This window comes from Streptomyces sp. NBC_00582 (assembly GCF_036345155.1).
GTDB lineage: Bacteria > Actinomycetota > Actinomycetes > Streptomycetales > Streptomycetaceae > Streptomyces.
In genome coordinates, this window is the sequence record NZ_CP107772.1 from 3,390,082 (window position 1) to 3,409,176 (window position 19,095).

Here is a 19,095-nt window from a genome sequence, read left to right on the forward strand (position 1 = left end):
CACCGGGCGCCGCCCCTGGGGACGACTCCTTTGCGCCGCCCTTCCTTGTGCCGGTCATGGTAGCCGCACCCCGACCGTCGCCACACCCTGTCACCGTGATGTCACTGTGCACGTAGCAGGAACGCGGCAGGAGACCAGAAGGTTCCCCGATTCGCGCCCCGCTACACAGCCCGGCACGCCCTCGGTCGGCAACTCCTCACGTCTTCTGCCGCATCCCGTCACACGGAGCCGATCCGGTCACACCCCGCGCATCCACTGCTCCATCACGGACAGCAGATGATCGGGATCGACCGGCTTCGTGACATAGTCGGAAGCACCCGACTCGATCGCCTTCTCCCGGTCGCCCTTCATCGCCTTCGCCGTCAGCGCGATGATCGGCAGACCGGAGAACTGCGGCATCCGACGGATCGCCGTCGTCGTCGCGTAGCCGTCCATCTCGGGCATCATGATGTCCATCAGGACCACCGCCACGTCGTCGTGCTGCTCCAGCACCTCGATGCCCTCGCGGCCGTTCTCCGCGTACAGCACGGACAGCCCGTGCTGCTCCAGGACGCTGGTCAACGCGAACACGTTGCGGATGTCGTCGTCGACGATCAGCACCTTCTCACCGCCGAAGCGGATCGCCCGCTGCCCCTGCGGCGCAGGCCACTGCCCGGCCTCCCCGACCCGCTCGCCGCCGTTCGACGAACGCCGCCGGCGCCGGAACAGCGCGGCCGCCCCGTTCTGCGTCTCCTGGTACGACTTCACCTCGGCCGGCGTCTCGATCTCCACCTCGGCCAGCTCCGACAGCTCGATCGCCCCGTTCTCCGAGGCCACCAGGTCACCGGCCTCCAGCGCGGGCACCACCTGCTGATAACCCTGCGGGGGCAGCTCACTGGGGTGCAGGGGCAGATACAGCGTGAACGTCGAGCCACGCCCCGGCTCGCTCTGCGCGTGGATCTCACCGCCCAGCAACTGCGCGATCTCCCGCGAGATCGACAGCCCCAGGCCCGTACCGCCGTACTTGCGGCTCGTCGTGCCGTCCGCCTGCTTGAACGCCTCGAAGATCACCCGCATCTTGCTCGCCGCGATCCCGATCCCCGTGTCGGTCACCGAGAACGCGATCATCGGCGCGTCCGGATCCGTCAGCGAACCGGCCTCCAGCAACTGCTCCCGGATCGCCACCGGAACATCCGCACCGGCCGGCCGGATCACCAGCTCCACCGACCCCGAATCGGTGAACTTCACCGCGTTCGACAGCAGATTGCGCAGCACCTGCAGCAGCCGCTGCTCGTCCGTGTGCAGCGTCGCCGGCAGCTCCGGCGACACCCGCACCGACAGATCGAGACCCTTCTCCGCGGTCAGCGGCCGGAAGGTCGCCTCCACGTAGTCCACGAGCTGCACGAGCGCGATCCGCGTCGGCGAGACGTCCATCTTGCCCGCCTCGACCTTCGACAGATCGAGGATGTCGTTGATGAGCTGCAGCAGATCGGAACCCGCCCCGTGGATCGTCTCGGCGAACTCGACCTGCTTCGGCGAGAGATTGCCCTCCGCGTTGTCCGCGAGCAGCTTCGCCAGGATCAGCAGCGAGTTCAGCGGCGTACGCAGCTCGTGCGACATGTTCGCGAGGAACTCGCTCTTGTAGCGCATCGACACCGCGAGTTGCTCGGCACGCTCCTCCAGGACCTGCCGCGCCTCCTCGATCTCGGTGTTCTTCACCTCGATGTCCCGGTTCTGCTGGGCCAGCAGCTCGGCCTTCTCCTCCAGTTCCGCGTTGGACGCCTGGAGGGCCTTCTGCCGCTGCTCCAACTCCGCCGACCGCTCCCGCAGTTGCTCGGTCAGCTCCTGCGACTGCTTCAGCAGCAGTTCCGTCTTGGTGTTCACGGAGATCGTGTTGACGCTGGTCGCGATCATCTCGGCGAGCTGGTTGAGGAAATCCTTCTGGATCTGCGTGAACGGCGCGAAGGACGCCAGCTCGATCACCCCGAGCACCTGGCCCTCGAACAGCACCGGCAGCACGATCACCTGCGCGGGCGGCGCCTCGCCGAGCCCGGAGGAGATCTTCAGATAGCCGCTCGGCGCGTTCTCCACCAGGATCGTGCGCTTCTCCTCGGCGGCCGTCCCCACCAGCGCCTCACCCGGCCTGAAGGACGTCGGCATCGACCCCATCGAGTAGCCGTACGACCCCAGCATCCGCAGCTCGTACGGGTCGTCCGTGCCCTCGGGCGAGGGCATCGCCAGGAAGAACGCGCCGTGCTGCGCGGCCACCAGCGGCGGCAGCTCGCTCATGATCAGCGAGGCCACGTCCTCCAGGTCGCGCCGCCCCTGCATGAGCGCCGACACGCGCGCGAGGTTGCCCTTGAGCCAGTCCTGCTCCTTGTTGGCGATCGTGGTGTCGCGCAGGTTGGCGATCATCTTGTTGATGTAGTCCTGCAGCTCCTGGATCTCGCCGGCCGCGTCCACGTCCAGCTTCAGGTTCAGGTCGCCCCGGGTCACCGCGGTCGCCGCACGCGCGATGGCACGCACCTGCCGGGTCAGGTTCCCGGCCATCTCGTTCACGGACTCCGTCAGGTCCCGCCAGGTGCCGTCCACGTCACGCACGCGTGCCTGACCGCCGAGCTGCCCCTCGGTACCCACCTCACGGGCGACCCGGGTGACCTCCTCGGCGAAGGACGACAGCTGGTCGACCATCGTGTTGATGGTCGTCTTCAGTTCGAGGATCTCCCCGCGCGCGTCGATGTCGATCTTCTTCGTCAGGTCACCCTTGGCGATGGCCGTCGTCACCATGGCGATGTTGCGCACCTGACCGGTCAGGTTGGACGCCATGCCGTTCACCGAGTCCGTGAGGTCCTTCCACGTACCCGCCACACCCGGCACGTGCGCCTGACCGCCCAGGATGCCGTCCGTACCCACCTCACGGGCCACCTTGGTGACCTGCTCCGCGAACGAGCTCAGCGTCTTCACCATCGTGTTGATCGTGTCGGCGAGCTGCTGGACCTCACCGCGCGCCTCGATCGTCACCGTCCGCGTCAGATCACCGTTGGCGACGGCCGCCGCGACCTGCGAGATGTTGCGCACCTGCATGGTCAGGTTCTTGGCCATCAGGTTCACATTGCCGCTGAGGTCCTTCCAGATGCCCGTGATCCCCGGAACATGCGCCTGGCCGCCCAGGATGCCCTCCGTGCCCACCTCACGGGCCACCCGGGTCACCTGCTCGGCGAACGACGACAGCTGGTCCACCATCGTGTTCACGGTGGTCACCAGCTCGAGGATCTCGCCCTTGGCGTCCACGGTGATCTTCTTCGACAGATCGCCCTTGGCGACGGCCGTCGTGACCTCGGCGATCTGACGCACCTGGATCGTCAGGTTGTTCGCCATGAAGTTCACCGACTGCGTGAGGTCCTTCCAGGTGCCCGAGACACCCTGCACCTCGGCCTGACCGCCGAGCTGCCCCTCCGTACCGACCTCACGGGCGACCCTGGTGACCTCCTGGGCGAACGACGACAGCTGGTCGACCATCGTGTTCAGGGTGTTCTTCAGCTCCAGGATCTCCCCGCGCGCGTCCACGGTGATCTTCTGGGACAGGTCACCGCGCGCCACCGCCGTGGCGACCTGCGCGATGTTGCGCACCTGGGCGGTGAGGTTCCCCGCCATGCCGTTCACGGAGTCGGTCAGGTCCCGCCACACACCGGCCACACCCGGCACCTGCGCCTGACCGCCGAGCCGGCCCTCGGTGCCCACGTCCCGCGACACCCGGGTCACCTGGTCGGCGAACGCGGAGAGCTGGTCGACCATCGTGTTGATGGTGTTCTTCAGCTCCAGGATCTCCCCGCGCGCGTCCACGTCGATCTTCTGCGACAGATCACCGCGCGCCACCGCCGTCGTCACCTGGGCGATCTGCCGCACCTGGGAGGTGAGGTTGCCGGCCATGAAGTTGACGGAGTCCGTCAACTCCCGCCACGTACCCGACACCCCGTCCACCCGCGCCTGACCGCCGAGACGCCCCTCGGTGCCCACGTCCCGCGCCATCCGCGTCACCTGGTCGGCGAACGACGAGAGCTGGTCCACCATCGTGTTCACGGTGTTCTTGAGCTGAAGCATCTCGCCGGAGACGTCGACGGTCACCTTCTGCGACAGATCACCGTTGGCCACGGCCGTCGTCACCTGGGCGATGTTCCTCACCTGTCCGGTGAGGTTCCTGAACGCCGTGTTGACGGAGTCCGTCAGGTCCTTCCACGTCCCCGCGGCACCCGACACCTGCGCCTGGCCGCCCAGTTCACCCTCGACACCGATCTCCCGCGCCACACGCGTCACTTCGGCACCGAACGCCGACAGCTGGTCCACCATCCCGTTGACGGTGTTCTTCAGCTCCAGCATCTCGCCGGCCACGTCCACCGTGACCTTCTGCGACAGATCACCGCTCGCCACGGCCGTCGTCACGGCCGCGATGTCCCTCACCTGAGTGGTGAGATTGCGGAACACCGTGTTGACGGAGTCCGTCAGGTCCTTCCACGTCCCTGCGGCACCCGGCACATTGGCCTGCCCGCCGAGCCGCCCCTCGGCCCCCACCTCGTTGGCCACCCGGGTGACCTCGTCCGCGAAGGTCCGCAGCGTCTCGGTCATCTGATTGATGGTGTCGGCGAGCTGAGCGATCTCACCGCGCGCCGACACCGTCACCTTCTGCGACAGGTCGCCGTTGGCGACCGCGGTCGTCACCTCCGCGATCCCCCGCACCTGGGCCGTCAGGTTCCCGGCCATGGTGTTCACCGAATCGGTGAGTTCCTTCCACACACCGTCCACACCGGACACCTGCGCCTGGCCACCCAGAATGCCCTCGGTGCCCACCTCGCGCGCCACCCGCGTCACCTCGGACGAGAACGCCGAGAGCTGATCCACCATCGTGTTGACGGTGTTCTTCAACTCGAGCATCTCGCCCTCGACATGAACCGTCACCTTCCGTGACAGATCACCCTTGGCCACCGCCGTCGTCACCAACGCGATGTCCCGCACCTGCGCCGTCAACCGCTCCGCCATCGTGTTGACGGACTCCGTCAGGTCCTTCCACGAACCGGACATGCCACGGACCTGCGCCTGCCCGCCCAGCTTGCCCTCGGTGCCCACCTCACTGGCCACCCGCGTGACCTCGTCGGTGAACGTCGACAACTGGTCGACCAGGTTGTTGACGGTCCGCCCGACCTTCAGGAACTCCCCGCGCAACGGCTGCCCCGCCGCCCCCTCGGGCGTCTGCGTCCGCAACTCCATCCGCGGCGACAGATCACCCTCGGCCACCGCCGACAGCACCCGTCCCACCTCGGACACCGGCCGTACGAGATCGTCGACCAGCGCGTTCGAATGGTCGATGGCGGTCGCCCACGAGCCCTCGCAGGCGCCCGTCTCCAGCCGCTCGGTGAGCTTGCCCTCCCGGCCCACCATGCGACGTACACGCGAAAGTTCACCCGTGAGGTGGAGATTACGGTCCGCCACCTCGTTGAACACGGCCGCGATCTCCGACATCACCCCGTCGCCGGAGACGGTGAGCCGCTTGCGGAAGTTGCCGTCCCGCATCGACACCAGGGCCGTCAGCAGCCGCTCCAGCGCTGCCGTGTCCACCGTGGTGGTACCGCCGCGCGATGCGCGCCTGCTCAGGGACGGTCCGCCTTTCGCGCGCGCCTTAGTGCTCCGCGTCGCTGCGCCAGACTCCACTTGTCCCTCCCGCAGGGATTCGACCGTTACGCTGTGCTGAGGTGTTACTACTCGCCGTTGGCGGTTGCCGCAGGGTTTTCCGCCCGATCCAACCAGGCGGACCCGGGGGGCTGCTGCCCCTTGTACTCAGAAGACACCCAGTCTGCCCGGACCTTCACAAGAAGCTTGCCCAGTGTTTCACCCTCATCGAACCCGGCCATAACAGTTCGGCAGCTTCGCACATCGTCCGCACACCCACGGCCGCCTCTTGAGACGGAAACACCGGTGACCGGCATCCGCACGGGCGGGGAAGGTAAGTAACCTTGCATGCGGCTGTCCAGCCGCGCCGGTCCGTCCGGCCTGGGCGGTGGCACGAGGCACGAGCGGGCATCGGAGGGGCGGCCGCAACATGACCACCGGACTGATCCCGGGGGGACAGCCCCCGGACCCCCGGCCTTCGGGCATGCGCCCGCCGCACCAGCGGGGCGGCCAGGGGTCCCCCCACGTCGACGACCGGACGAGGAGTTCCGTGATCACCGCGCGCGCGGCCGCCAGCTTCGAGCCCGTCGGGCGATCCGTCGCGACCGCCCGCTCCTTCGTCCGCGACACCCTCCAGGGCTGGGGCTTCGCCGACATCGTCGACGACGCCGTCGTCCTCACGAGCGAACTGGTGACGAACGCCGTCGTCCACGCGGGCACCCACGCCGACGTCCTGTGTCTGCGGTCCGAGGACGGCGTACGCATCGAGGTGGCCGACCGCTACCCGGAGCGCGAGATCCCCCTCCAGGGCTCCCCCGCGACCATGGGCAGCCCCGACCGCGAGGGCGGCCGCGGCCTCCAGCTCTGCGCGGCCATCGCGGCCCGCTGGGGCGTCGACTACACCTCCACCCACAAACAGGTCTGGTTCCAACTCGACCTCCCTGACCGCCCGGTGGGCACCCGCACCGCCGGCCCCTCCCTCCCGGCCGACCTCCTCCCCCTCGCCGACAGCCGCGTCCGCGTCGCGGTCGTCCAGATCGACCGCGCCGGCGCCATCTCCGCCTGGAACGAGGACGCCGAGGAACTCTTCGGCTACGCAGCCGACCAGGTCACCGGCAAACCCCTCACCGACCTCGCCGCCTGGCCGCACACCCCCGGCACCGGCACCGGCATCGCCGAGGCCCTCCAGCTCTCCCGCTGGGAGGGCAGCTACGGCATCCGCGGCGCAACCGGCCGCGTCACCCCGGTGTACGCCTCCCACCTCCGCGTCCGCGACACAGACGGCGAACCCTCCACGGTCTGCCTCCTGGTCCGCGACCACGAACGCGCCGTCCTGCAGACCCCGTCACGCCTGCCCGCCTCCGACACGGCACCCGCCGACGGCCAGAGCGCCGACCCCTTCGAGGTCTTCATCGGCTCCCCCGCCCCCGACGACCTCGACGGCCTCCTCCAGCGCACCGTGGAACGCGCCCGCGACATGCTCGACGGCGACTCCGCCTTCCTGCTCCTCGCCACCGACGACGAGACCGAGCTCGAGGTCCGCGCCTCCACCGGCCTGCCCTCGGCCCGCCAGCGCTTCGCGCGCGTGCCCGTCGAAGCGGGCCCCGGCCGCTACGGCTCGGCCCGGATGCCCGCCGTCCACGAGGACCTCCTGGCCGTCCCCGGCGCCGTCCCCCTGCTGAACGGCACGGGCATGCGCTCGGTCGTCACGGTCCCCCTGAAGGTGGAGGGCCGCCTCACGGGCTCCCTGGGCGTCGCGGCGGAGGCCCCCGGCCGCTACTCCAACGAGGAGGCCCTGCGCCTGCAGTTCGCGGCCGACCGCATCGCCCTCGCCGTCGAGTCGGCCCGCCTCGGCGAGCTGGAGCGCCTGCGCCGCGGCTCGCTCAGCTTCCTCGTCGAGGCCTCCGACCTCCTCGCCGGCACCCTGGACCGCGACCAGACCCTGGCCCTGATGGCCCAGATGACGGTCCCGACCCTGGCGACCTGGTGCGCGGTCTACACGATCGCCGACCAGGCCTCCGACCCGTACCTCTCCTACGTCCTGCACGAGGACGAGGAACTCATCGACGGCATCAAGTCGCTGCTCTCCAAGATCGCCCCGCCGGACCCGGTCCCCACCCCGGGCGCCCGCGTCTGGCCGGCCCCCGGCGAGGCCGCGCACGAGGCGGCCCTGCGCAGCTCGATGCGCAGCCTCGGCCTGACCGGCGGCCCCACCCACCAGGTGTCCTCCGCCATCGGCCCCACCCTCGCCACGGCCTCCGCGGTCGGCGGCGAGACGGTCGTCCTGCCCCTGGTGGCCCGTAACCGCGTCATCGGCATGCTGACCCTCGGCAAGCCCACCGACGAACACTTCCGCCAGGAGATCCTGGAGCTCGCCGAGGACCTCAGCCGCCGGGCGGCCCTCGCCCTGGACAACGCCCGCCTGTACTCGGAGCGCACGGCCATCAGCCAGTCCCTCCAGCGCAGCCTGCTGCCCCCGGGACTCCCCGAGATCGACGGCGTGGAGGTCGACGTCATCTACCGCGCGGCCGGCGAGGGCAACGAGGTGGGCGGCGACTTCTACGACGTCTTCCCGATCAGCGACGGCGCCTACGGCTTCGCCATCGGTGACGTCTGCGGCACGGGCCCGCACGCGGCCGCCGTGACGGGCCTCGCCCGCCACGCCCTGCGGCTGCTGGCCCGCGAGGGACTGAGCGGCCCGGCGGTCCTGGAGCGCCTGAACTCGGCCATCCTCGACGAGGGCGACCGCAGCCGCTTCCTGACCCTCCTCTACGGCGAGATGCGCCCGCAGGCCGACGGCAGCGCGGAGCTGAAGGTGGTCTGCGCCGGCCATCCCCTCCCGCTGCGGCTGCGCCAGGACGGCACGGTCGAACCCGCCGCCGAGCCCCAGGCCCTCCTCGGTGTCATCGAGGACCTGGAGCTGTACGAGCAGACGGTCACCCTCGACCCGGGCGATGTCCTGCTCTGTGTCACGGACGGCGTCACCGAGCGCCGTGAGGGCACCCGCATGCTGGGCGACGACGGCCTCGCCGACGTCCTGTCCACCTGTACGGGCCTGACGGCCGGCGCGGTCGCGGCCCGCATCATGCGCGCGGTCGAACGCTTCGCCTCGGACGCCCCGTCCGACGACATGGCGATCCTGGCGATGCGGGTGGCATGAGAAAACCCCCCGCCCGAAAGGGCGGGGGGTTTAATCGGTGGAGCCCCCAAACGGAATCGAACCGTTGACCTTCTCCTTACCATGGAGACGCTCTGCCGACTGAGCTATAGGGGCCGGTTGCTTTTTCGAGGTTTCCCCCGTGGCAACGGAATAGATCATACCCCGAACGAGCCCGCGTTCCCAAACTCGTTCAGAAGGCAGGTTGCAGCAGCCCACCGAGCGCGTTGCAGGCGGCGACGATCCGCTGCATGTCCCGCTTCGTCAGCGACGCGTCCACCGGCAGCGCGAGCGTCTCGTCCGCGGCGAGTTCGGTCTCCGGCAGCGACACACAGCGCCGGTACTCGGGCAGCCGGTGCAGCGGAGTCTTCACCGGCACCCGGCAGTCAACTCCCCTCCCCCGCAGGGCCCGAGCGAAGGCGTCCCGGTCGGGCCGGCCGTTCCCCGGCACTCTGACGACGTACTGCTGGTACGAGTGCCCGTCGCCGCCGTCGGGCGTGCGCACTCCCCGCAGCCGCGCATCGAGATAGGCCGCCCGCTCCCGCCGCCGAGCGATCTCGTCGTACGGCGCCTCGGACTCCGCCTGCTCCAGTACCAGCAGCCCGTGCCGCTGCCCGACCAGGTGCAACCGCGGCACATCGGCGGGCCGCCCGAAGCGGTGTACGACAACGACGGCCGCCGTGCGCGGAGTTACGGCCGCTTCGACAGCGGCCGGATCCAGGCAGTAGGTCACGGGGTCCACGTCGGCGAACATCGGCAGCGCACCCGCGAGGGAGACCGCCCCGGCGACTTCGGCGTTCCCGAAAGCCGGCACGATGACCTCGTCACCCACTCCGACACCTGCGGCCCTGAGCATTGCAGCAGTACCCATGCCGTGGATGCTGCGGGCGGAAGTTGAACTTCAAGTGACGACAAACAAAAAAGGGTTGGGCTCCGAACCGAAGTTCAGAACCCAACCCTTTGAATGATTGTTCGGCGGTGTCCTACTCTCCCACAGGGTCCCCCCTGCAGTACCATCGGCGCTGTAAGGCTTAGCTTCCGGGTTCGGAATGTAACCGGGCGTTTCCCTCACGCTATGACCACCGAAACACTATGAAACTGTCAGCCGCACCGTATGTGGCCATACGGGGCCGTTCGTGGTTTCAGAACCAACACAGTGGACGCGAGCAACTGAGGACAAGCCCTCGGCCTATTAGTACCGGTCACCTCCACACATTACTGTGCTTCCAGATCCGGCCTATCAACCCAGTCGTCTACTGGGAGCCTTACCCCATCAAGTGGGTGGGAGTCCTCATCTCGAAGCAGGCTTCCCGCTTAGATGCTTTCAGCGGTTATCCCTCCCGAACGTAGCCAACCAGCCATGCCCTTGGCAGAACAACTGGCACACCAGAGGTTCGTCCGTCCCGGTCCTCTCGTACTAGGGACAGCCCTTCTCAAGACTCCTACGCGCACAGCGGATAGGGACCGAACTGTCTCACGACGTTCTAAACCCAGCTCGCGTACCGCTTTAATGGGCGAACAGCCCAACCCTTGGGACCGACTCCAGCCCCAGGATGCGACGAGCCGACATCGAGGTGCCAAACCATCCCGTCGATATGGACTCTTGGGGAAGATCAGCCTGTTATCCCCGGGGTACCTTTTATCCGTTGAGCGACGGCGCTTCCACAAGCCACCGCCGGATCACTAGTCCCGACTTTCGTCCCTGCTCGACCCGTCGGTCTCACAGTCAAGCTCCCTTGTGCACTTACACTCAACACCTGATTGCCAACCAGGCTGAGGGAACCTTTGGGCGCCTCCGTTACCCTTTAGGAGGCAACCGCCCCAGTTAAACTACCCATCAGACACTGTCCCTGATCCGGATCACGGACCCAGGTTAGACATCCAGCACGACCAGAGTGGTATTTCAACGACGACTCCACCTGAACTGGCGTCCAAGCTTCACAGTCTCCCACCTATCCTACACAAGCCGAACCGAACACCAATATCAAACTGTAGTAAAGGTCCCGGGGTCTTTCCGTCCTGCTGCGCGAAACGAGCATCTTTACTCGTAGTGCAATTTCACCGGGCCTATGGTTGAGACAGTCGAGAAGTCGTTACGCCATTCGTGCAGGTCGGAACTTACCCGACAAGGAATTTCGCTACCTTAGGATGGTTATAGTTACCACCGCCGTTTACTGGCGCTTAAGTTCTCAGCTTCGCCGAGACGAATCTCGACTAACCGGTCCCCTTAACGTTCCAGCACCGGGCAGGCGTCAGTCCGTATACATCGCCTTACGGCTTCGCACGGACCTGTGTTTTTAGTAAACAGTCGCTTCTCGCTGGTCTCTGCGGCCACCCCCAGCTCACCGTGTAAAACGGATCACCAGGTGTGGCCCCCCTTCTCCCGAAGTTACGGGGGCATTTTGCCGAGTTCCTTAACCATAGTTCACCCGAACGCCTCGGTATTCTCTACCTGACCACCTGAGTCGGTTTAGGGTACGGGCCGCCATGAAACTCGCTAGAGGCTTTTCTCGACAGCATAGGATCATCCACTTCACCACAATCGGCTCGGCATCAGGTCTCAGCCTCATGTGCGACGGATTTACCTACCGCACGGCCTACACCCTTACCCCGGGACAACCACCGCCCGGGCTGGACTACCTTCCTGCGTCACCCCATCACTCACCTACTACAAGTCTGGTCCGTCGGCTCCACCACTCCCCTTTGCCCGAAGGCTCCGGGGCGGCTTCACGGACTTAGCATCGCCTGGTTCGATGTTTGACGCTTCACAGCGGGTACCGGAATATCAACCGGTTATCCATCGACTACGCCTGTCGGCCTCGCCTTAGGTCCCGACTTACCCTGGGCAGATCAGCTTGACCCAGGAACCCTTAGTCAATCGGCGCACACGTTTCTCACGTGTGAATCGCTACTCATGCCTGCATTCTCACTCGTCAACCGTCCACAACTACCTTCCGGTGCTGCTTCACCCGGCAGACGACGCTCCCCTACCCATCACAGCACCCGTTGGGGCTATAAGCTGCAATGACACGACTTCGGCGGTACGCTTGAGCCCCGCTACATTGTCGGCGCGGAATCACTAGACCAGTGAGCTATTACGCACTCTTTCAAGGGTGGCTGCTTCTAAGCCAACCTCCTGGTTGTCTCTGCGACTCCACATCCTTTCCCACTTAGCGTACGCTTAGGGGCCTTAGTCGATGCTCTGGGCTGTTTCCCTCTCGACCATGGAGCTTATCCCCCACAGTCTCACTGCCGTGCTCTCACTTACCGGCATTCGGAGTTTGGCTAAGGTCAGTAACCCGGTAGGGCCCATCGCCTATCCAGTGCTCTACCTCCGGCAAGAAACACACGACGCTGCACCTAAATGCATTTCGGGGAGAACCAGCTATCACGGAGTTTGATTGGCCTTTCACCCCTAACCACAGGTCATCCCCCAGGTTTTCAACCCTGGTGGGTTCGGTCCTCCACGAAGTCTTACCTCCGCTTCAACCTGCCCATGGCTAGATCACTCCGCTTCGGGTCTTGAGCGTGCTACTGAAACGCCCTATTCGGACTCGCTTTCGCTACGGCTACCCCACCCGGGTTAACCTCGCAACACACCGCAAACTCGCAGGCTCATTCTTCAAAAGGCACGCAGTCACGAGGTAGGAACAAGTTCCTACCCGACGCTCCCACGGCTTGTAGGCACACGGTTTCAGGTACTATTTCACTCCCCTCCCGGGGTACTTTTCACCATTCCCTCACGGTACTATCCGCTATCGGTCACCAGGGAATATTTAGGCTTAGCGGGTGGTCCCGCCAGATTCACACGGGATTTCTCGGGCCCCGTGCTACTTGGGTGTCTCTCAAACGAGCCGCTGACGTTTCGGCTACGGGGGTCTTACCCTCTACGCCGGACCTTTCGCATGTCCTTCGCCTACATCAACGGTTTCTGACTCGTCCTGTCGCCGGCAGACGACAGAAGAGAGATCCCACAACCCCGTATGCGCAACCCCTGCCGGGTCTCACACGCATACGGTTTGGCCTCATCCGGTTTCGCTCGCCACTACTCCCGGAATCACGGTTGTTTTCTCTTCCTGAGGGTACTGAGATGTTTCACTTCCCCTCGTTCCCTCCACACTGCCTATGTGTTCAGCAGCGGGTGACAGCCCATGACGACTGCCGGGTTTCCCCATTCGGAAACCCCCGGATCAAAGTCTGGTTGACGACTCCCCGGGGACTATCGTGGCCTCCCACGTCCTTCATCGGTTCCTGGTGCCAAGGCATCCACCGTGCGCCCTTAAAAACTTGGCCACAGATGCTCGCGTCCACTGTGCAGTTCTCAAACAACGACCAGCCACCCGTCACCCCCAACCCAAAGGCCGGAGTTCACTGGGGCCGGCATCCGAGGGTTCATTCCCTCAGACACCCAACAGCGTGCCCGACCCGATCCCGTCCGGAGATCATGCTTTCCACGCTCCTAAGAGCAGTACTGACAGCCTCCGACCCGTGAACCCGGCCGAATAATCAACGTTCCACCCATGAGCAACCAGCATCAGACGTTCGCTGATGTACTGGCCTCTGGACCGCCTAGGCGGCCTAGAAGTGCTCCTTAGAAAGGAGGTGATCCAGCCGCACCTTCCGGTACGGCTACCTTGTTACGACTTCGTCCCAATCGCCAGTCCCACCTTCGACAGCTCCCTCCCACAAGGGGTTGGGCCACCGGCTTCGGGTGTTACCGACTTTCGTGACGTGACGGGCGGTGTGTACAAGGCCCGGGAACGTATTCACCGCAGCAATGCTGATCTGCGATTACTAGCAACTCCGACTTCATGGGGTCGAGTTGCAGACCCCAATCCGAACTGAGACAGGCTTTTTGAGATTCGCTCCACCTCACGGTTTCGCAGCTCTTTGTACCTGCCATTGTAGCACGTGTGCAGCCCAAGACATAAGGGGCATGATGACTTGACGTCGTCCCCACCTTCCTCCGAGTTGACCCCGGCGGTCTCCTGTGAGTCCCCATCACCCCGAAGGGCATGCTGGCAACACAGGACAAGGGTTGCGCTCGTTGCGGGACTTAACCCAACATCTCACGACACGAGCTGACGACAGCCATGCACCACCTGTACACCGACCACAAGGGGGCGACCATCTCTGGCCGTTTCCGGTGTATGTCAAGCCTTGGTAAGGTTCTTCGCGTTGCGTCGAATTAAGCCACATGCTCCGCTGCTTGTGCGGGCCCCCGTCAATTCCTTTGAGTTTTAGCCTTGCGGCCGTACTCCCCAGGCGGGGAACTTAATGCGTTAGCTGCGGCACCGACGACGTGGAATGTCGCCAACACCTAGTTCCCACCGTTTACGGCGTGGACTACCAGGGTATCTAATCCTGTTCGCTCCCCACGCTTTCGCTCCTCAGCGTCAGTAATGGCCCAGAGATCCGCCTTCGCCACCGGTGTTCCTCCTGATATCTGCGCATTTCACCGCTACACCAGGAATTCCGATCTCCCCTACCACACTCTAGCTAGCCCGTATCGAATGCAGACCCGGGGTTAAGCCCCGGGCTTTCACACCCGACGTGACAAGCCGCCTACGAGCTCTTTACGCCCAATAATTCCGGACAACGCTTGCGCCCTACGTATTACCGCGGCTGCTGGCACGTAGTTAGCCGGCGCTTCTTCTGCAGGTACCGTCACTTTCGCTTCTTCCCTGCTGAAAGAGGTTTACAACCCGAAGGCCGTCATCCCTCACGCGGCGTCGCTGCATCAGGCTTTCGCCCATTGTGCAATATTCCCCACTGCTGCCTCCCGTAGGAGTCTGGGCCGTGTCTCAGTCCCAGTGTGGCCGGTCGCCCTCTCAGGCCGGCTACCCGTCGTCGCCTTGGTGAGCCGTTACCTCACCAACAAGCTGATAGGCCGCGGGCTCATCCTTCACCGCCGGAGCTTTCGACCCTCACAGATGCCTGCGAGAGTGATATCCGGTATTAGACCCCGTTTCCAGGGCTTGTCCCAGAGTGAAGGGCAGATTGCCCACGTGTTACTCACCCGTTCGCCACTAATCCACCCCGAAGGGCTTCATCGTTCGACTTGCATGTGTTAAGCACGCCGCCAGCGTTCGTCCTGAGCCAGGATCAAACTCTCCGTGAATGTTTTCCCGTAATCGGGATGAACACCACGAGAGCGGAACCAGGAGGAGGAATAGTCCTCCCGGCTCACAGCGTCCTCGCTGTGTTTTTTCAAAGGAACCTCATCCTCGGCTATCACTGCCGGGGACGGGGTATCAACTAATCTGGCGTTGATTTTTGGCACGCTGTTGAGTTCTCAAGGAACGAAAGCTTCCTTTGTACTCACCCGAGTCTCTCGGGCTTTCCTCCGGGCTTCCCTTCGGTCTTGCGTTTCCGACTCTATCAGATCTTTTCTCGATCCGATTTCCTCGGTGCTTTCCAGGTTCCCGCTTTTGCTTCGCGGTTTTCTTTCCGGCGGTTCCGACTTTATCAGAAGTTCTGAGTCGGTTTTCCCGGCCCCTCCCGGTGGGCTGGTCCGGCGCGTGGCGCGGACCGCTTCCCGTTCAGGCGGAGCCGTAAACGTACTGGAGCGGGGCGCCCCGATGCAAATCGAGGCGCCCCGCTCCGAGTTCGGCTCGGACAGCCAGGCTCAGACCTCCACCACGACCGGGAGGATCATCGGCCTGCGGCGATAGGTGTCGGAGACCCACTTGCCGAGGGTGCGGCGGATGAGTTGCTGCAGCTGGTGGGGCTCCACCACGCCGTCCTGGGCCGAGCGCTCCAGGACCTCGGTGATCTTCGGGACGACGTCCGCGAAGGCCGAGTCCTCGATGCCGGAGCCGCGGGCCTGGATGTGCGGGCCCCCGGTGATCTTGCCGGTGGAGGAGTCCACCACCACGAACACCGAGATGATGCCCTCGTCGCCGAGGATCTTCCGGTCCTTCAGCGCCGGCTCGCCGACATCGCCGACGGAGAGGCCGTCGACGTAGACGTACCCCGCCTGGACCTTGCCGGAGATCTTGGCCTTGCCCTCGACGAGGTCGACGGCGATCCCGTCCTCGGCGATGACGATGCGGTCGTGCGGGACACCCGTCATGGCGCCCAGTTCGGCGTTGGCGCGCAGGTGGCGCCACTCGCCGTGGACCGGCATCAGGTTCTTCGGGCGGCAGATGTTGTAGAAGTACAGCAGTTCGCCGGCCGAGGCGTGGCCCGAGACGTGCACCTTGGCGTTGCCCTTGTGGACGACGTTCGCGCCCCAGCGGGTCAGGCCGTTGATCACGCGGTAGACCGCGTTCTCGTTGCCGGGGATCAGGGACGACGCCAGGATCACCGTGTCGCCGGGGACGATGCGGATCTGGTGGTCGCGATTCGCCATGCGGGACAGGGCGGCCATCGGTTCGCCCTGGGAGCCCGTGCAGACCAGGACCACCTCGTGGTCGGGGAGGTCGTCGAGCGTCTTGACGTCCACCACCAGGCCCGGCGGGACCTTCAGATAGCCGAGGTCCCGGGCGATGCCCATGTTGCGGACCATCGAGCGGCCGACGAAGGCGACCCGGCGGCCGTACTCGTGCGCCGCGTCCAGGATCTGCTGGATGCGGTGGACGTGGCTGGCGAAGCTCGCCACGATGATCCGCTTGCGGGCGCCCGCGAAGACCGTGCGCAGGACGTTGGAGATGTCCCGCTCGTGCGGGGTGAAACCGGGGACCTCGGCGTTGGTGGAGTCGGTGAGGAGGAGGTCGATGCCTTCTTCGCTCAGCCGTGCGAACGCGTGGAGGTCCGTCAGACGGTTGTCCAGCGGAAGCTGGTCCATCTTGAAGTCACCCGTGTGGACCACCATGCCGGCGGGGGTGCGGATCGCCACGGCGAGGGCGTCCGGGATGGAGTGGTTGACGGCGATGAACTCGCAGTCGAAGGGTCCGATGCGCTCGCGGTTCCCCTCCGCCACCTCGAGGGTGTACGGGCGGATGCGGTGCTCCTGGAGCTTGGCCTCGATGAGGGCGAGGGTCAGCTTGGAGCCGATCAGCGGGATGTCCGGCTTCTCGCGCAGCAGGTAGGGGACGGCCCCGATGTGGTCCTCGTGACCGTGCGTGAGGACGATGCCCTCGATGTCGTCCAGCCGGTCACGGATGGACGAGAAGTCGGGCAGGATCAGGTCGATTCCGGGCTGCTCCTCCTCGGGGAAGAGCACTCCGCAGTCGACGATCAGCAGACGGCCGCCGTACTCGAAGACCGTCATGTTGCGGCCGATCTCGCCGAGGCCGCCGAGGGGGGTGACCCGCAGGCCGCCCTTCGGGAGCGGCGGAGGCGGGCTCAGTTCGGGATGCGGATGACTCAAAAGACTCTCCTCAAACACGCGCGCCACGTACCGGTAGGGCACGTGGCGCGCGTGACGTTCGTGCAGAAGCAGTTGTCGTTGTGGATGCAGGCACCGGGGGCCTGCCTATTCAGTTGTGAAGTCCGTTGTCAGAGCTGTACCCCGCCTGCGGCAAGATCGATCTTGAGCTGCTCGATCTCTTCCGGCGAGCACTCGACCATGGGCGAGCGCAGCGGGCCGGCGGGCAGGCCCTGGAGGGCGAGGGCGGCCTTGGTGGTCATGACGCCCTGGGTGCGGAACATGCCCGTGTAGACCGGGAGCAGCTTCTGGTGGATCTCGGTGGCCTTCTGGACCTCACCGGCGACGAACGCGTCGACGAGGGCGCGCAGGTCGGGCGTGACCACATGGCCGACGACCGAGACGAAGCCGACCGCGCCCACGGAGAGCAGCGGGAGGTTGAGCATGTCGTCGCCGGAGTACCAGGCGAGGCCGGAGCGCGCGATGGCCCAGCTCGCGCGGCCGAGGTCGCCCTTGGCGTCCTTGTTGGCGACGATCCGGGGGTGCTGGGCGAGGCGGACGAGCGTCTCGGTGCTGATCGGGACGCCGCTGCGGCCGGGGATGTCGTAGAGCATGACGGGCAGCTCGGTGGCGTCGGCGACGGCCGTGAAGTGCCGGTACAGGCCCTCCTGAGGGGGCTTGTTGTAGTACGGGGTGACGATCAGCAGGCCGTGCGCGCCGGTCTGCTCGGCTGCCTTGGCCAGTTCGATGCTGTGGTGGGTGTCGTTGGTGCCGACGCCCGCCACGATGTGGGCCCGGTCGCCGACTGCCTCCAGGACGGCTCGTACGAGGTCCGATTTCTCCGCGTCGCTGGTGGTGGGGGACTCGCCGGTGGTGCCGTTGATGATCAGGCCGTCGTTGCCTGCGTCCACCAGGTGCGTGGCGAGCCGCTGAGCGCCGTCGAGGTCGAGTGCGCCGTCCGCCGTGAACGGCGTGACCATGGCGGTGAGGACCCGCCCGAAGGGGGTCTGCGGAGTGGAGGTCGGAGCCATGGGTAACACGCTACTCGTTGCTCCCCGTGTGGTCTGCCCTCGGGGGGTTACGAAAAGTCACGACAAATGCGGAGCCCGGTACTGCCTGCTCGGGGGTTCAAGCAGTACCGGGTCCGTTTGATCAGGCTAGATGAACTTCTCCAAATGCCGCAATACGGACACTTCGCTCGGATGACCCGTACATGTGTGTCGTTCGGCAGAACACGCCTTCGTCACGGGGCGACACGACCGTTGGCGTTGAAGGCCGCGTAGGTGAGGGGCATGAGCTTCGCCCACTCGGCCTCCATCCTCTCGCCGACCATCTCGATCTCCCGCTGCGGGAAGGAGGGCACCTTGGCCAGCTCGTGCTGGGTGCGCAGGCCGAGGAAGTGCATCAGCGAGCGGGCGTTGCAGGTGGCGTACATCGAGGAGAAGAGCCCGACGGGCAGGACCGCGCGGGCGATCTCGCGGGCGACGCCCTGCGCGAGCATCTCCTGGTAGGCCTCGTAGGCCTGCCGGTAGGAGGCCTCCATGGTCTTGCCGACGAACTCGTGCTGCTCGGGGGCGCCCTCGACGAAGACGTACTTGCCGGGCCGCCCCTGCTGGACGAGCTTGCGGGACGCGTCGGGGACGTAGAAGACCGGCTCCAGCTCCCGGTAGCGACCCGACTCCTCGTTGTACGACCAGCCCACGCGGTGCCGCATGAACTCGCGGAACACGAAGATCGGGGCGCTGATGAAGAAGGTCATCGAGTTGTGCTCGAAGGGGCTGCCGTGCCGGTCCCGCATCAGGTAGTTGATCAGTCCCCTGGAGCGCTCGGGGTCCTTCTGGAGCTCGTCCAGGGACTGCTCGCCGGCGGTCGAGACCCGGGCGGCGAAGAGGACGTCGGAGTCCGAGGCACTGGATTTCACCAGCTCGACGGTCACGTCACTGCGGAGGGACGGCTGGGGATCGGCGGGCGTCACGAAGGGTCCTTC

Annotated in this window: 6 protein-coding genes, 1 tRNA gene and 3 rRNA genes; 1 reads left to right on the forward strand and 9 read right to left on the reverse strand. The window is 65.6% G+C overall.

Annotated features, from left to right (window positions below):
* Positions 1 to 237: 237 nt before the first annotated feature.
* The gene (locus OG852_RS14745) at positions 238 to 5,682 is read right to left on the reverse strand and encodes a HAMP domain-containing protein (protein ID WP_133913969.1); all 5,445 of its coding nucleotides are present in this window, start codon (positions 5,680 to 5,682) and stop codon (positions 238 to 240) included.
* 388 nt (positions 5,683 to 6,070) lie between these two features.
* Here OG852_RS14745 and OG852_RS14750 point away from each other — a divergent pair, with 388 nt between their 5' ends.
* Positions 6,071 to 8,800 carry a SpoIIE family protein phosphatase gene (locus OG852_RS14750; protein WP_133913968.1) on the forward strand — a complete coding sequence of 910 codons (2,730 nt, stop codon included), beginning with the start codon at positions 6,071 to 6,073 and terminating at the stop codon, positions 8,798 to 8,800.
* A gap of 38 nt (positions 8,801 to 8,838) precedes the next feature.
* Here OG852_RS14750 and OG852_RS14755 read toward each other — a convergent pair.
* The 8 genes from OG852_RS14755 to thyX all read right to left on the reverse strand — a co-directional run bounded on the left by OG852_RS14755 (position 8,839) and on the right by thyX (position 19,083).
* Positions 8,839 to 8,914 (reverse strand) — tRNA-Thr (locus OG852_RS14755).
* A 76-nt stretch (positions 8,915 to 8,990) separates the two neighbouring features.
* Complete coding sequence (locus OG852_RS14760; protein WP_330351448.1) at positions 8,991 to 9,653, reverse strand: DegT/DnrJ/EryC1/StrS family aminotransferase; 663 nt, start codon at positions 9,651 to 9,653, stop codon at positions 8,991 to 8,993.
* A 114-nt stretch (positions 9,654 to 9,767) separates the two neighbouring features.
* A 5S ribosomal RNA gene (gene rrf / locus OG852_RS14765) occupies positions 9,768 to 9,884 on the reverse strand.
* A gap of 85 nt (positions 9,885 to 9,969) precedes the next feature.
* A 23S ribosomal RNA gene (locus OG852_RS14770) occupies positions 9,970 to 13,090 on the reverse strand.
* Positions 13,091 to 13,392: 302 nt separating this feature from the next.
* Positions 13,393 to 14,918, reverse strand: a 16S ribosomal RNA gene (locus tag OG852_RS14775).
* The 16S, 23S and 5S rRNA genes sit together here, the layout of an rRNA operon.
* A 507-nt stretch (positions 14,919 to 15,425) precedes the next feature.
* Positions 15,426 to 17,111, reverse strand: coding sequence for a ribonuclease J (locus OG852_RS14780; protein ID WP_330348191.1), 1,686 nt, complete (start codon positions 17,109 to 17,111; stop codon positions 15,426 to 15,428).
* Between the two features lie 128 nt (positions 17,112 to 17,239).
* Entirely contained in the window at positions 17,240 to 18,139 is a 900-nt protein-coding gene (dapA, locus tag OG852_RS14785; RefSeq protein WP_133917705.1) for a 4-hydroxy-tetrahydrodipicolinate synthase, read from the reverse strand.
* 212 nt (positions 18,140 to 18,351) lie between these two features.
* The gene (gene thyX, locus OG852_RS14790) at positions 18,352 to 19,083 is read right to left on the reverse strand and encodes an FAD-dependent thymidylate synthase (protein ID WP_330348192.1); all 732 of its coding nucleotides are present in this window, start codon (positions 19,081 to 19,083) and stop codon (positions 18,352 to 18,354) included.
* Positions 19,084 to 19,095: the final 12 nt, after the last annotated feature.